Annotated in this window: 10 protein-coding genes; 2 read left to right on the top strand and 8 right to left on the bottom strand. The window is 48.3% G+C overall.

Annotated elements, in window-relative coordinates:
• Positions 1-50: 50 nt before the first annotated feature.
• The 8 genes from ilvN to LRP50_RS12190 all read right to left on the bottom strand — a co-directional run bounded on the left by ilvN (position 51) and on the right by LRP50_RS12190 (position 12685).
• Positions 51-548, bottom strand: coding sequence for an acetolactate synthase small subunit (ilvN, locus tag LRP50_RS12225; RefSeq protein ID WP_274164747.1), 498 nt, complete (start codon positions 546-548; stop codon positions 51-53).
• Complete coding sequence (locus LRP50_RS12220) at positions 548-2266, bottom strand: acetolactate synthase 3 large subunit (RefSeq protein ID WP_274164746.1); 1719 nt, start codon at positions 2264-2266, stop codon at positions 548-550. Before LRP50_RS12220 ends, ilvN begins: the two co-directional genes overlap by 1 nt.
• A gap of 617 nt (positions 2267-2883) precedes the next feature.
• Positions 2884-4680 carry an AMP-dependent synthetase/ligase gene (locus LRP50_RS12215; protein ID WP_274164745.1) on the bottom strand — a complete coding sequence of 599 codons (1797 nt, stop codon included), beginning with the start codon at positions 4678-4680 and terminating at the stop codon, positions 2884-2886.
• Positions 4681-5001: 321 nt separating this feature from the next.
• A complete protein-coding gene (gene leuO, locus LRP50_RS12210; protein WP_274164744.1) occupies positions 5002-5949 on the bottom strand; it encodes a transcriptional regulator LeuO in 948 nt (315 codons plus the stop codon).
• A 374-nt stretch (positions 5950-6323) separates the two neighbouring features.
• A complete protein-coding gene (locus LRP50_RS12205; protein ID WP_274164743.1) occupies positions 6324-7463 on the bottom strand; it encodes an MJ1255/VC2487 family glycosyltransferase in 1140 nt (379 codons plus the stop codon).
• 46 nt (positions 7464-7509) lie between these two features.
• Positions 7510-8028 (bottom strand): phosphatase PAP2 family protein, encoded by a 519-nt coding sequence (locus tag LRP50_RS12200; protein ID WP_274164742.1) that lies wholly within the window; start codon positions 8026-8028, stop codon positions 7510-7512.
• A 146-nt stretch (positions 8029-8174) separates the two neighbouring features.
• Positions 8175-11279 (bottom strand): efflux RND transporter permease subunit, encoded by a 3105-nt coding sequence (locus LRP50_RS12195; RefSeq protein ID WP_274164741.1) that lies wholly within the window; start codon positions 11277-11279, stop codon positions 8175-8177.
• Complete coding sequence (locus LRP50_RS12190; protein ID WP_274164740.1) at positions 11276-12685, bottom strand: efflux RND transporter periplasmic adaptor subunit; 1410 nt, start codon at positions 12683-12685, stop codon at positions 11276-11278. The genes LRP50_RS12195 and LRP50_RS12190 overlap by 4 nt, the downstream gene beginning before the upstream one ends.
• A gap of 639 nt (positions 12686-13324) precedes the next feature.
• Between LRP50_RS12190 and leuA the strand changes: the two genes are divergently transcribed.
• Both leuA and leuB read left to right on the top strand, forming a co-directional pair.
• Positions 13325-14881, top strand: coding sequence for a 2-isopropylmalate synthase (gene leuA, locus LRP50_RS12185; RefSeq protein WP_274164739.1), 1557 nt, complete (start codon positions 13325-13327; stop codon positions 14879-14881).
• 2 nt (positions 14882-14883) lie between these two features.
• Positions 14884-15972, top strand: coding sequence for a 3-isopropylmalate dehydrogenase (gene leuB, locus LRP50_RS12180; protein WP_274164738.1), 1089 nt, complete (start codon positions 14884-14886; stop codon positions 15970-15972).
• The last annotated feature ends 23 nt before the right edge of the window (positions 15973-15995 follow it).

Below are 15995 nucleotides of genomic sequence, written 5' to 3'. Positions count from 1 at the left end.
CATCGGTTTCTAATTTAAGTTGCTTGCTGTATCAAGCCGTGGCTACGCGTTTACTGACGCAATGCGCGCTCTCCACGAGCAATACCAACAACACCACTTCGTGCGACTTCAATGATGTCTGTGACGTCTTTCATTGCAGAGATGAAGGCATCAATCTTTTCACTCGTACCCGCTAATTGAACAGTGTAGAGCGAGTTAGTGACATCAACTATCTGTCCACGGAAGATATCAGCAGTACGCTTCACTTCTGCGCGTGCAAAGCCCGATGCCTTCACTTTGACCATCGCCAGTTCACGTTCAATATGCTCTGACTCCGTCACATTGCTGACTTTCAATACGTCGATCAGCTTGTGAAGATGCTTTTCAATTTGCTCACGCTCAGACTCTCTTACCACAGTGGTGGTAATGTTAAGGCGAGATAGCGTTGGATCATCAGTCGGCGAAACCGTCAAAGATTCGATGTTATAGCCGCGCTGAGAAAACAAACCAACAACTCGGGACAATGCGCCTGGTTCGTTCTCCATCAAAACCGATAAAATACTGCGCATTATGTTCTCTCCGTCTTACTCAACCACATTTCATTCATCGCACCGCCTCGAACCAGCATCGGGTATACGTGCTCGGTTTCATCAACGCTGATATCAAAGAAGACTAATTTGTCTTTCATCGCCAATCCACGCGCCAGCTCACTTTCCAGTTCAGCGGGGTCGTTGATACGGATACCTACATGACCATAGGCTTCTGCAATTGCAGCGAAATCAGGCACAGAATCCATGTACGATTGTGAGTGACGACCTTGATAAATCATGTCTTGCCACTGCTTCACCATACCGAGGAAGCGGTTGTTTAGGTTGATAATCTTGACGGGAATGTCGTATTGCAATGCCGTCGACAGCTCCTGAATGTTCATCTGGATACTGCCATCACCGGTGACACAAATGACTTCAGCATCTGGGAGCGCGAACTTCACGCCCATGGCTGCTGGAAGACCAAAGCCCATGGTGCCAAGACCACCGGAGTTGATCCAGCGACGTGGCTTATCAAATGGGTAATACAGCGCCGCAAACATTTGGTGCTGACCAACATCGGATGCGACGTACGCATCGCCATTCGTCAGCTTATAGACGGCTTCAACAGCCTGTTGCGGCTTAATGCGATCATTATTGGTTTCATACGCCAGACATTTGCGATCACGCCAAACGTTGATGTTGCTCCACCACGCTTCAAGCGCCGCAGCATCGTTCGTGCCGCCCTGTTCGGTCAGGATCTTAAGCATGGTGTTAAGTACTGCATCTGCAGAGCCAACAATGGGGATGTCCACCGAGACTGTTTTTGAAATACTCGATGGATCAATATCGATATGCATGATCTTGGCATTCGGACAGTATTTTTCGACGTTATTGGTCGTCCTGTCATCAAAGCGGACACCGATACCAAAAATAAGGTCGGAATTGTGCATGGTCATGTTGGCTTCATAGGTGCCGTGCATGCCAAGCATACCCAGTGCTTTGTCACCCGTACTCGGATAAGCGCCTAGGCCCATCAGCGTACTGATAACGGGAATATTTAACGTGTCTGCCAGTGTTTTGATTTGCTCGCCACACTCAGAGATGATGGCGCCGCCACCCACGTACAGTACCGGCTTTTTCGCTTCAAGCAGCGCTTTCAGGCCACGCTTTATTTGTCCTTTGTGACCCGTCGTTGTCGGGTTGTAAGAACGCATGGACATGCTTTCTGGGTACTCATAAGGGTATTTGTTCGCTGGGTTCAGCATATCCTTTGGCAAATCGACAACCACAGGGCCGGGACGACCAGTCGATGCCAGATAAAAGGCTTTTTTGATGACTGTTGGAATGTCTTCGGTGTTTTTCACCAAAAAACTGTGTTTTACCACTGGGCGGGAGATACCCACCATGTCACATTCTTGGAAAGCGTCATTACCAATCAGGTTACTCATTACCTGACCAGATAAAACCACCATAGGAACGGAATCGTAATACGCGGTAGCAATACCGGTAATGGCGTTAGTTGCGCCAGGACCTGATGTCACCAATACCACGCCGACTTCGCCAGTTGCACGGGCATAACCATCTGCCATGTGAACGGCTGCTTGCTCGTGACGTACGAGCACGTGTTCGATGTCACTTTTCTCATGCAGTGCATCATAGATATCCAACACTGATCCGCCCGGATACCCAAATATATGTTTTACGCCCTGGTCGATCATTGAACGAACGACCATGTCGGCTCCTGATAACATTTCCACTATATGCCTCCATGTATGCATAGTATTAGGACTTATTTGTAGCCTAGTGATGGATGCCAACGTGACGTCTTAACTGCTGCCATCCATGCCAGCTATGCCTTTGATTCCGGTCGTAACAAGAATCAAAACAGCTACACTCGAACCCTCTTAAAAACCATGCTCAAAAGCTATGTTTTTGAGGCTGCTCAAGCACCACCAACTTTAACGCTTTGTTAGCAAATCTGTCTATTGGATAACCTATATTTACATGAAAACTCTATTTGATTACGTTTTCATCACCAAAGACTCTACAAAGGCCCATCAATACAGAATCAAAAACCAAAAAAATCAACCCTCGCGGGATTTACTGTTTAGTAGTCGAGAAAATACAGCGTACTGAAAGGTCTTTTTTTGCTGTGTTGGGACGAAAATATGGCTAGATTGGCCGGAAAGTGAAATTTCTCGATTTTTATATCAGCTTTGAGACACACAAAAGAAGCTGCACATTGCCTATCTATATCGTACCGCATACTCCCTTTACTTTGCGCCCACTCCAACATCAGGACGTAAAAAAAACGCAGAGGAGAAACCTCTGCGTTTTTGTGTTTTCCGCTCAACGCCACGTCGTATTGACGCGATTAAGAATGCTTCTTATACATTGATTCGATTTGTTTTTTATAGCGTTCCAGAATCACTTTGCGACGCAATTTAAGCGTTGGTGTTAGTTCACCGTTTGTCATCGAAAACTCTGACGGCAGCAAGGTGAATTTCTTCACTTGTTCAAACTTCGCGAGCTCTTTTTGTAACTCAGTGATACGTTTTTCAAACATTTCGACGACGTCACTGTGTTTAATCAAATCCATACGGTCATGGTATTTAATATTGAGCTCTTTCGCCCAACCTTCCAGTGTTTCAAAACAAGGAACAACCAACGCAGACACAAAGTGACGAGCATCAGCAACCACGGCGATTTGTTCAATAAAGTGGTCTTTACCCAATTTACCTTCAATCACCTGTGGGGCGATGTATTTACCGCCTGATGTCTTCATCAGTTCTTTGATGCGATCAGTGATAAACAAGTTACCCTTAGCGTCAATATGGCCGGCATCTCCGGTTTTTAGGAAACCATCTTCGGTGAAGGTTTCAGCCGTCTCTTTGGCTTTGTTGTAATACCCGCGCATCACCATTGGGCCACGCACAAGAATTTCATTATTCTTACCTATTTTGACTTCCGCACCCGGCATAGCAATACCGATGGAGTCAGGGTCAAACGTGGCATTATCCCAGCAAGAGACGGTCGCGGTGGTTTCGGTCATGCCGTAACCCAATTTGACATTAATGCCGATAGCGTGGAAAAAACGGCCAATCGCGGGCTCAAGCTTTGCGCCGCCACAAGGCATCATTTTGATCTGACCACCCAATAACTGGCGAAGCTTGCTCAAGACTAGCTTGTCTGCCATTCGGTAAGCCGCTTGAAGCGCAGCTGAAGGCTTCTTGCCCTGCTGAAGAGTTGTCGCCATTTTATTGCCGATAGCGACGGCTGCATGGAACATGCCCTTTTTCACCGGGTTTGCTGTGGCAACTTTCTCATGAACTGCGCTGTAGATTTTCTCGTAGAAACGTGGAACTGCACACATCACTGTCGGTTTCACCTCTTGCAAGGCTTCACGCACCATATGGGTGTTGGACAAGTAGCAGTTGGTCGCGCCGTTGTGCAGCACAAACAAGCTCCAGCAACGCTCAAACACGTGCGAGAGCGGCAGGAACGCCAATGACACTTCGTTTTCTGAAATCGACAACACTTTGTCGTGGCTTTCTAGTTGGGCAGCGAAATTCGCATAATCCAACATCACGCCTTTTGGCTCACCCGTTGTTCCAGAGGTGTAGATCAATGTAGTCAAGTCAGACATCGACGCTTCTGAGATACGCGTTTGAAGCTCATGCTCAACATTGTCATTGCCAAGTTTCATGAAGGCGTCGAAGCTCATTCCCATTGAATGACCTGCAAAGTCCACACTTTCGTTAAAACTAATGATGTGCTCAAGCGACGGACACTGCGCCGCAATCAACATTGCAGCGTCTGCGTGGGCTTGGTCGCCAACAAATAATACGCGCACACCTGCATCTTTCAGAATGTAGGCGGTTTGATCTGCAGTATTGGTTGGGTAGATAGGAACGGGTACACAGCGAATTTGCAGTGCTGCCATGTCCGCGATCGTCCACTCAGGGCAGTTGTTCGCAAAAATACCAATCTTGTCCTGCACAGCGAGTCCAGAAACAAGCATGGCACGCGAAACATCATCGATGCGCTGACCAAACTGACGCCAACTGATATCGCCCCAACCCTTCCCTGTTTGGAAACGCAATGCGGTTTTGTTTCCCTGAGCTTTTACTTGCTCACGAATACGATTAACGATATGAAATTTCAGCGCCATTTAATTCTCTCTCAGCACATCTTTTGCCTCGCTTAAACATTTAGCAAGACATCGAAAATATGAGCTAACACCTGTAAGCTCAAACTAGACCTGCAGTGTAATGACTCCCCCATCAATTACAAGAAAAAGCACCATCAAAACGGCTAAAAATCACTCAATGAGGATTTAGAACAGCGTTCATTTGAGAGTACACCTGTTCTCTCAATTGGCGCATAAGATGTAACAAGACGTATCAAAATAATGAAGGTAAACGGCAGACAATAAAAAAGCCGACTCGACGTCGGCTTTGGCGGATAAACTTGTCACGTCAACAAAGGGACATTAAACCAGAGAGTTGCCACAAATCGACAGCAACTGATCTCGCATCCACAGGTGACCTTTGTCTTTTTCTGCTGAGGCATGCCAGCTCAAGTAACCGCTAATACGGTTAGCCTCAAGCGGTAAAGGAAGCATTTTAAGTTGAGTATTGGTTTGGCCTGACTCCACCATCCAGCGCGGCGCAACGGCAACCAACTCAGACTGACTCACCACATACAAAATGTTGCTCAAACTAACACCTTGGTAGGCTTCACGGTATCGACCGTCGCGATAGAAACCTTCTGCATAACTCAGCATCTGCCCGTTGTGTTTCAATACAGCATGAGATTCGTTGAGCAATGCCTTCGCCGTAATACTCTCACCCAGTCGTGGATGGTTGTTATTAACGACCACGACCAACTCATCGTTGAACATTTCGGTGCTGCAGAAACCTGCTTCACCAAAACGCATGTAATCAATCACGAAATCCACTTCTTGGTAGCGAAGCTTGCGTGAGATATCGCGGTCAAACTCAGTTTCCACCTGTACATTGACAGTCGGTGCAACACGGCGAATTGAATTTAGGATCTGCGGGACAAAGCGCATATCTGAAGGGCTGCAAATCGCCAAACGAAAGCTGCGATTGCTCGTCTCAGGCATAAACACAGAGGTCGGCAGTTCGTTTTTGATCAATTGAATAGCTTGACGGATAGGACCGAATAACTGGCGTGCACGTTGAGTGGGTTTGATGCCGCGTCCATTACGAACAAACAGTTCATCATTAAACATCACTTTCAAGCGAGCAACGGCATTACTTACGGCGGGTTGGGACATGCCTAAACTTTGTGCCGCACGGGTAATATTCTGTTCTTGCATAACCGCATCAAACACTGTGATGAGATTAAGATCGACACTTCTCAGTGTCGTATCTGCACGATTTTCCGAATTATTGGTCGACTCTATATGTGTCATAACTAAACCTTGAACAGGGGAATCTATGTGCAGAACTTTCTTTATCTTTACCAACGCCACTGCCAATAAGGGGAAAACAACATCATGGTGCACCCGTGCATGTCGAGTGCGGCAGTTCGAATCGCTAAGATAAAATGTCAAACACGCGTTCATGCCCTAAATGGTGGAGCATTCACTAACATGAATTGAACACACCGTGAGCAGGACACAAAATTAGTAACATGAGTGACGAAGCAGACCCCAGTAAATTGTTATAAAAACATGTTCAAGAAATACGTGAAAAACATAAAAATCAAAAAAATTAAACCCAAAATAACAAAGCCTTAGATATAAAAATCACACCAAAAGACCTTGTTGTTTACTCATTCACGCAGTCAATGCTGCTTGGCTTTTTTATTTGATATTACAGGAAGGCGCATGTTGAACATGGCATGTTTTCGCTGATGATTTGGCCAGAAATCGGACAATAATTCATTTACATGCTCAGGAAAAACCACCTGAGACCATAACTCCTGATGAAGCAACGGTAACGAACTCATATCTCTTTTAGCTAGCCACTGCGCAAGTGCTTTAGCAACATCTGGGTAAGAAACGCGTTGGCACTCTGAACAACTCAACCATTGTTTTATGACATCAACGTTTAATGTCTCCATGGTGTTGGCCAGCCCAAGCATGTCTAAGGTCGCCACATTGCTTAACTGCTCAAATTGTCCCGCAAGTGGTTTGAGTAAGAGCTTCTTGCCCAGCGATAACGCTTCTGATGGCAGCTCAAATCCGCCGTTAGCAATCACCCCCTCACAGGCCATCAAGGCATCTTGAAATGCCGCTTTACTCAATGGACGAATACTCACATTCTTGGCTCGTGTCACTTGCTGGCAATCCGGATGAAAACAGATGAAAGGTATATTCATGGGTTGCAAGACGCCCAATATCTCTTCTAACCGCTCAAAGGGGAGATACACCAAAATGGCACCATTTGATGATACCGACGCAATCGGCGCGAGATCGATAATGGGAGGTAAAACAGACTGATTGAAGTGATACCAGTGTAGTCCGATACTATGCTGCGTCGGCGCAAAATAGCGCATGATGACCTTGTCCAACATATTCTGGCCTTGCTTAGGCACATCGTACTTAAACGCAGATTGATGGCTAATTGATAGCGAAGGCACGCCTTGGCGTTTTGCTGCATAGGCTGTTATGGGCTCAAAATCTGAAATCACCAAATCATACTGGCAGGCATCTAATGCCTTCACTTCTTGAGTAACATGCCAGATATTGTTGTTGAGCACGGTTTTGACACGGTCAATCTTTCCTGCATAGCTGTAAAAGGTAAAACCTCGACGCACCATGTAGTCACCAAACACTGCCATGTCGAAATATTCAGATTCAGGGCGACCTGAAAACAGAAACTGCACATCGACACTTGGGATTTCAGCCAATGCTTTTGCCATCGCTCGTGCTCTGGAAATATGTCCGTTGCCCGTTCCTTGGACGCCATAAAGAATTTTCATCACTGCTCTCTACTATTGTGTCTGATTGTTACTTCTCACACTGCATTCAAACGTACTCGGATAAACGCAACACCAGTGACGCACAACCAAGCCCCAGTAAGGCACCAACCAACACATCTGATACATAGTGGACACCCAAAAGCACACGTGACGCACCAATACATGCAGCCCATGACCAATAAACAACACTGTATTCGGGGTAGAAATGACTGAGCACAGTGGCCATAACAAACGCTGCAGATGTGTGCCCAGAAGGCATGCTGTAAAGGTCGGAAGGCACAATAAACGCAGGAAGGTGTTGTGGCCTTGCACGTCGAAAAACACGCTTTAGCCCCATGAAAATAGGTAACTCAATGGCAAAAGCCTGCAAACCGCAGATGAGAAAAGACACGCCTTTATCTCCTGCAGTCAGCGCCAGTAAGGCACCAATCGCGAGATATAAGTGCCCATCTCCGCTTTTCGATACCCAACGAAATACCCGTGCAATATCTGCACTAAATCGATGGCTTAAACAAAGGGTGGATACGGCCTGATCCACCCTTTGTAGGGCTACTAGACTGCGCATTCATCAACTCCATTTATTGACGTGACAACATCAGAATAGAATTGAGCAGTGACAGTCCGGTTACGGTTTGCAGACGACTTGATGAAATTTATGAATGTGCAGATAGAGGAGACGACGAACCTCTAAGAAAGCTCGTCGTCTGTATTTTAATTCAAACGCTCATGTCGTTTCACTTTGCCGAAATCCGCCAAGATCGCGTAAGCGGCGGGGATCATAAACAACACCAGCATGGTGGAAGCGAAAATACCGAACACGATGGAAATCACCAGCGGCTTAACGACTTGCGCTTGAAGACTGGTTTCCAACATCAGCGGTAACAGACCAGCTGCAGTAGTCAGTGAGGTTAAGAACACGGCGCGGAAACGTTCCTGACTGGCGCGTACAACAGCATCGTAGATGTCTTCACCTTCATCAAGATGGTGACGAATGTATTGCACCAACAAGATGGAGTCATTGACCACCACGCCTGCCAGCGACACAAAACCGAGCATGCTTGGCATACTCAATGGGTGACCAAGGATCCAATGCCCCCAGATCACGCCGATCAGCGCCAGTGGGATCGCCAGCAAAACAACAAATGGCTCTAAGTAGCTGCGGAATTGGTAGCTCAAAATCACGAAGATCCCGAACAGCCCCATCGCAAACCCTACTGCCATCGATTGCTGCGTTTCTGCCGTGTCTTGGCTTTGCCCTTCAAACAGCACTCTCAGCCCTGGGTACTGCTTTTCAAGTTCAGGCACTACATCCACTTTTAGCTGTGCAAGTACATCGCCAATGCTGACCTGACTTTGTATGACATCGCCATACACACTCAATGTGCGCAGGCCATCAATGCGTTGAATGCGCACATAGTTACGTTGATAGTTCAATTCTGCCACCGTCGACAGTGGCACTTGGCTACCATCGCCCAACACGATTGGAAAATTCGCCAACCCTTGTAAACTGCTCGCATCCCCTTTGGCGAGCCTGACATCAATTTCGATGCTTTCAGGGCCGACCTGAATTTCATCCGCGGTTTGTCCGAAATATGCCGATCGAAGCTGACGCGCAATCATTTGACCATTGATGCCAAAGGCTTCGGCCCCTGGACGCAATGTGATTTTGACTTCTTCTTTGCCGGGACGCATGTCATCAAGCACGCCGGACACACCTTCAAACTGCGCGATGAATTGCTGAATGTCGACAGACGCTTGCTTCAGCTCATCCAAGTTATCGTGCTGCAATCGGATATCAAAATCTCGCCCACCCGGCCCCATGGCAGGCTGCTTGATCACCAAGGAGATCGGCTCGGTCAACACACCAATGTCTTGTTCCCACGCAATGGCAAAGTCATCAATCAAGGTGTTTCGAATTTCAGCACTCAGCAAATCCAATCGCACGGTCGCGATATGCGGCCCACTTTCGTCCGCATCGGCATTGGCGTTAAATTGCTGCGTAATGTGCGAAATCAAAGGCTCACTCTCGCCGTTGTCTTCACTCATGCTATCGCCAACGCGCACCGCGGAGGCCACTAAGGTGTCGACCACCTTTTCGGTTTGCGACAGTGACGAGCCCGGCGGCAAAATGATGCGCGCTTCCACGATGTCGCCATCCAGCTCAGGGAAACCCACAAACCGGACAGAACCTGACGCAAGAAGCGCAAACGAGATCAACAACATCGCCAGCACTCCGCCAACGAAGGCATACCGCCATTCAACAACGCGTGTGACTAAGGTAGCGAGCGTGCCTGCTCGAAATCGTTCAAATGCCGCCAAGAAGCGACGCTTAAACGCCAAGTCGGATTTGGGATCCCCCGCTTTTGATAACGAATGCTGAAGGTGATGCGGCAATATCAGGAAGGCTTCTACCAAGCTCAAGGTCAGCACCAAAATCAGCACCATGGGCACGACGCGAAGCACGGCCCCCATTTCTCCTTGAAGGAATATCAGGCTCCCAAATATGCACACCGTGGTGAGATAGGAAGAAACCACGCCGGGCATCACTTTCTTTACGCCATTGACCACGGCATCTTCAAGTTTCTGTCCCCGATCTATGTGGGCCGCAATGGATTCAGATATCACAATGGCATCATCCATCATGATACCGATGGCCATGAGTAGCCCCACCAGCGACATGATGTTTATCGATAAGCCCAATTGAGCCATCAAGAAGAAACCGCCCAAGAAAGCCACGGGCAAACCTGCTGCAACCCAGAAGGAGTATCGGAATGAGAAGAACATCCACATGACACCGAACACCAAGAGTACGCCCTGCCAGGCATTGCGTACCATCATGGTGAGGCGATCCCAAAGCAGTGACGAAAAATCATTGGTGAGGTTTAACGTGACGCCGTTTGGTGCAATGGCTTGTTGATCGTTAACAAACTGCTCGACCCGCGCTTTGATCCGCAGGGCATCGTCGGCTTTGTTTTTGCTGATCTTGAGCAGCGCAGACGGTTTTCCATCAAACCAAACTTGTTGCTCATCTAACTCAAAGCGTTCAGTAAGCGTGGCAATGTCCTGCAATCGGATCACACCACCTTGGCTATCTGCCGCCACCACCACGCGCCCTAAGGTGCCTGCGGTAATGCGCCTTTCATCAAAACGAATCAGCAAGCTTTTGTCAGCAAGTTCAACGTTCCCACTCGGCAAGTTGATGTTTTGGGCACTGATTTGCTCAGCAATGTCTGACACGCTCAACCCAAGCTGTCGCACCGCACTTTCTTTTACTTCAACGCGGATTTGGCGATCAGAAAAGCCAGCGACACTGACCAAGGGCACGTCATAGTCTTGTTTCAACGTTTGTTTGAGGGATTCTGCGTAGGCTTTTAACCCCACCCAATCTGTGTCTGCCGCTATCGCGACATCCACGACGGGTTCATTCCAATCAAGCTCGCGAACAACAGGCGGTTCGATGTCACTGGGGAAGTTGTTTACTGCATTGATCTGCGTTTGAATGTCCACCAGCATGCGAGAGATATCGGCAGTTTTATCAAGTTTCACCACTAAGGATGCTGAACCTTCCAACGCTTCGCAGCGTGTTTCCACAATATTCGACAAGCCATCAACGGCTTCTTCCATCAGCAAGCAAATGTTTTGCTCTACTTGCTCAGGGCTTGCGCCAGGGTAGACGACATTGGCAAGAATGTAGGGCGGAGCAAACTCGGGGAAGGTTTCGCGCTTGAGCTTCGGTAACGATGTTAAGCCAATTAAGATCAACGCCAGCATCAACAAATTGGCCGCGGTGGGGTGCCGCGCGAAATAGCGGATCATGATGCATCCTCAGTCGCTGCGTTGTCGCTTTCAGCACTGCCATTGGCAGCTTGATCATCGTCAGCGACGACGCGCTCCCCATCGAGCGTAAAGGTGCGCAAAGCCATGCCCGGCACAGCAGGCAGCAGATCGTTCACTACCAATTGCTGACCGTCTTTGAGATCGCCAGCGATCGCAACCCGATCGCCATGTCGGAACAATACCTCAACAGGCTCAACAGCCAGCACACCCTCTTCCATCAAATACACCTTGTCGCCACGCAGCGCTTGCTCTGGGATCACCCAATGCGCCACTGGCTGCCCTTCGATCGTGGCTTGTACAAACATCCCATTGACCAAAGAGGGTAATGCCGCCAATGGGTTTTGCGTTGCAGCATCGGATTCTGACGATGAAAGATTAAGCGGAATTTCGAGGATCACGCCGACCGTGGCTTGGTTCAGGTTCACGGTGTCGCTTAATCGCGCCACAGTAGCAGACCATGTTTGATTGAAGCTGCCACTCGACAAAGCAACATTAGCGGTTAATCGCGCCAAATGTCCATTCCCTGACGACATGTCGCTTGGGTCGTTACTCGGGGCGGCATTGAGAGAATCAAACAGGGTTTGCATGTCGTGAATCGAGACTTGCGCGTCGACTTCTACCGCTTCCAATCCGTGTGCCACCACCATGATTTGTTGCGGCGTGACAAACTGATCTTTTTCGATGTTCACTTCGGCAATACGGCTATTCACGGGCAACACAACGTGGGTTTTTTCCAGATCGCGCTCCGCTTGCGTGAGTGCCAATTGGCTTGCATCCAACTCTGCTTCGGTAATCAGGCGCTCGTCGGGCAGCACTTTCAGTTGGCTTTCTAAATCTTGCACGCGTGTTTGTTGCGACAGGTACGCTTGCTGTTCGGTGTCTAAATCCGATTGAGAGGTGAGACCTTTTTGACGTAGATTTTTCTTTCGCGTTAACTCGTCTTTACTCAAGGCTAAACGACGTTTTTCAATGTTCAGCGTGGTTTTTACGTTGCTACTGTCCAAATCCAATTTTGCCAATCGCGCCCGTTTCGCACTGACATCCGCTTGCGCTTGGGCAACGGCTAATTGGTAATCGGTTGGGTCAATGCTTAGGAGTGCGGTACCAGCAGGGAGAATGCTGCCCTTTTCAAGATCGGGGTTTCGATAAATCACCTTGCCGTTCACTTCCGCGATGGCTTGCCACGTGAGTTTTGGCGTCACACGACCGAACCCCGTCACTACAGGTGAAATGGTTTGCTGCGTTAAGGTAAGCACATCCACTGGTCGCGCTTTCGATTGCGCAGGTTTTACCGGAATGTCTGGGCGGGTTTTAATCGCTATCACCAACACCAAAATGCCGATTGCCAGCACAGGAAAGAAAAGCAGCTTTCGGCGCAGTGTCATAGTGAGAGACCTCCATATCTAACCGGTTTTATGCCCGTGCGCACACAGGTATCGCGGACATAGGGTTCGTGCTTTAAGCATGAATAGCTTATTTAATGACAAATACTACGTTGGAACATCCACCTTTTCTCTCAATTTACAAAACATTGCATTACCAGTTAGTCAATTTGTGACAAGCCGAGCTGAAGCAAGTTGCTGTCACTTGGGCCAAAAGTACACTGTTCTGCACAAGCCAGACGCTTATTAGGCCATTCGAAAACACACCATCGATTTCAATCCCCGATTTCACCCAAAACCTTAGTTAGTGAATAACACTATTATCGAGCAATAAAAGCAGTGTTTTGCACCACGGTTAACATAATGAATAATGCTTTCTTGTTATTTTCTAATTTAACATTGACGTAATAGTAAACAGTTTGGTATTCATTTGTTCAGAGCCTTTTAGAGAACTGTAAAAATGATGAATCGCATTTTCCTCCTAGACCTACTCCTTCTCGTGAATTTTTCGCGCGGGTAGTCATGGACTGAAAATAGCATTCACCAAGACATACGAAACCCGCGCAGAGAGCGCGGGTTTTTTCGTTTGGCCTGCAGCGGTGCGGAGTATTAACCCAAAAACGGGCAAGAGAGGGAACGACCATGAAAGACCGAGTCATCATATTTGACACCACCTTACGTGACGGCGAACAAGCGCTGTCTGCCAGCCTAACTGTGAAAGAGAAGCTGCAGATTGCACTCGCACTCGAGCGTTTGGGTGTAGACGTGATTGAAGCGGGTTTCCCAGTTTCAAGCCCTGGCGATTTTGAATCTGTTCAAACTATCGCGAAAACCATCAAGAACAGTCGCATTTGTGGTTTGTCTCGCGCCGTCAATAAAGACATTGATGTTGCCGCTGAGTCATTGAAAGCTGCAGAAGCTTTTCGTATCCATACGTTTCTGTCGACGTCGACGATCCACGTTCAAGACAAACTGCGTCGAAGCTACGACCAAGTGGTTGAAATGGGTGTCAACGCAGTAAAACGTGCACGTCGTTATACCGATGATGTGGAATTCTCGTGTGAAGATGCAGGCCGCACACCCATTGATAACTTGTGCCGCATGGTGGAAGAAGCCATCAAAGCGGGCGCGACCACAGTCAACATCCCTGATACTGTAGGTTACACCGTGCCGGGTGAGTTTGGTGGCATCATCGAAACTCTGTTCAACCGTGTTCCTAACATCGATAAAGCGGTGATTTCTGTTCACTGTCACGATGACTTAGGCATGTCGGTTGCCAACTCCATTGCCGCAGTTCAAGCGGGTGCACGTCAAATCGAAGGCACGATTAACGGTATTGGTGAGCGTGCGGGTAACTGTGCATTGGAAGAAATTGCCATGATCATCAAAACCCGCAGCGAACTGCTGGGTGTTGATACTGGCATTAATCACACCGAAATCAGCCGCACCAGTAAAATGGTCAGCCAGCTTTGCAACATGCCAATTCAATCGAACAAAGCGATTGTCGGCACGAATGCATTCAGCCACAGCTCTGGCATTCACCAAGATGGCATGATCAAAAACAAGAATACCTATGAAATCATGACACCTCAGTCGATAGGTCTTGGCCAGAAAGCCTTGAACCTAACCAGCCGTTCAGGCCGCGCTGCGGTGAAGAACCACATGGACACCATGGGCTACAGCGACACGGATTATGATTTGGACAGCCTATACCAATCATTTTTGAAGCTAGCCGACCGAAAAGGCCAAGTTTTCGATTATGACTTGGAAGCCTTGATGTTCTTCAATAACCTGCAAGAAGAAGATGACTTCTATAAGTTGAAGTACCTAAGCGTACAAAGCGGCAGCGTGAAAGCGACCGCCACCATCAGCTTGAAGTGTGGTGATGAAGAAGTCAGTGATGCCGCCATTGGTAACGGCCCTGTCGATTCTTTGTATCAGGCGATTTACCGCATTACTGGGTATGATATCGTGCTGGACAAATTCGACCTGACCGCGAAAGGCGAAGGCGAAGATGGTCTAGGTCAGGCGGACATCATCGCAAACTACAAAGGCCGCAAGTACCACGGTACGGGCGTGTCGACAGATATCATTGAAGCGTCGGGACAAGCGTTGCTACACGTCATCAACAGCATTTATCGCGCTAACCGCATCGCTCAAATAAAAGAACAAGCAACTTTAAAAACGGAGACAGTGTAACCATGGCAGGTACGTACAAAATTGCCGTTCTACCGGGCGACGGAATTGGCCCAGAAGTCATGCAACAAGCACACAAAGTATTGGATGCAGTTTCTAAAAAATTCGATATCCAATTCGAAAAAGAAGAGTTCGATGTGGGCGGCATTGCCATTGATAACCATGGCTCACCACTACCAGATGCAACCCTGAAAGGCTGTGAAAATTCTGATGCGGTGCTGTTTGGTTCTGTCGGCGGCCCAAAATGGGAAAACCTGCCACCGAACGAGCAACCAGAACGCGGCGCATTGCTGCCTTTGCGTAAACACTTCCAGCTATTTTGTAACCTTCGCCCTGCACAAATTCATGCAGGTCTTGAAGCGTTCTCGCCACTGCGTGCTGACATTTCTGAGCGCGGGTTCGACATCGTCGTTGTACGCGAACTCACCGGCGGTATCTACTTCGGTCAACCAAAAGGGCGTGAGGGCTCTGGCCCTGAAGAGAAAGCGTTTGATACCGAGGTTTACCACCGCTACGAAATCGAACGTATTGCACGTATCGCGTTTGAATCTGCGCGCCTTCGCCGCAAGAAAGTCATGTCTGTCGATAAAGCGAACGTTCTGCAAAGCTCAATCTTATGGCGTGAAGTGGTAGAAGAAATCGCCAAAGAGTACCCAGATGTTGAGCTTTCACACATCTACATCGATAACGCGACCATGCAGCTGATCAAAGACCCTTCGCAGTTTGACGTCATGCTGTGTTCAAACATCTTCGGCGACATCATTTCTGATGAGTGCGCGATGATCACAGGCTCAATGGGCATGCTGCCCTCTGCCAGCCTGAACGACAGCAAGTTCGGCATGTACGAACCAGCAGGTGGTTCAGCACCAGATATCGCAGGCAAAAACATTGCTAACCCAGTGGCGCAGATTTTATCTGCTGCACTGATGCTTCGTTATAGCTTGGGCGAAGAAGATGCGGCGCGTGCTATCGAAGATGCAGTAAGCAAAGCACTCGAAGCAGGCGAGCTAACCGCAGACCTTGCAGGTGACAGCACCCCACTGACCACGTCAGAAATGGGTGATAAGATCGCCGCCTATGTCAGCGAAGCATAAAAATTATACGGATCATGATAGCT

This window comes from Enterovibrio gelatinilyticus (assembly GCF_028683095.1).
GTDB lineage: Bacteria > Pseudomonadota > Gammaproteobacteria > Enterobacterales > Vibrionaceae > Enterovibrio > Enterovibrio gelatinilyticus.
Note: the sequence above shows the minus strand (reverse complement) of the source record. Positions and strands in the feature narration are given on the sequence as shown.

What these genes read in the sequence shown, in the direction of transcription:
- ilvN (WP_274164747.1), bottom strand. Translation starts at nt 548, where the DNA reads ATGCGCAGTATTTTATCGGTTTTGATGGAGAACGAACCAGGCGCATTG.
- LRP50_RS12215 (WP_274164745.1), bottom strand. Translation starts at nt 4,680, where the DNA reads ATGGCGCTGAAATTTCATATCGTTAATCGTATTCGTGAGCAAGTAAAA.
- leuO (WP_274164744.1), bottom strand. Translation starts at nt 5,949, where the DNA reads ATGACACATATAGAGTCGACCAATAATTCGGAAAATCGTGCAGATACG.
- LRP50_RS12205 (WP_274164743.1), bottom strand. Translation starts at nt 7,463, where the DNA reads ATGAAAATTCTTTATGGCGTCCAAGGAACGGGCAACGGACATATTTCC.
- LRP50_RS12200 (WP_274164742.1), bottom strand. Translation starts at nt 8,028, where the DNA reads ATGCGCAGTCTAGTAGCCCTACAAAGGGTGGATCAGGCCGTATCCACC.
- LRP50_RS12195 (WP_274164741.1), bottom strand. Translation starts at nt 11,279, where the DNA reads ATGATCCGCTATTTCGCGCGGCACCCCACCGCGGCCAATTTGTTGATG.
- LRP50_RS12190 (WP_274164740.1), bottom strand. Translation starts at nt 12,685, where the DNA reads ATGACACTGCGCCGAAAGCTGCTTTTCTTTCCTGTGCTGGCAATCGGC.
- leuA (WP_274164739.1), top strand. Translation starts at nt 13,325, where the DNA reads ATGAAAGACCGAGTCATCATATTTGACACCACCTTACGTGACGGCGAA.
- leuB (WP_274164738.1), top strand. Translation starts at nt 14,884, where the DNA reads ATGGCAGGTACGTACAAAATTGCCGTTCTACCGGGCGACGGAATTGGC.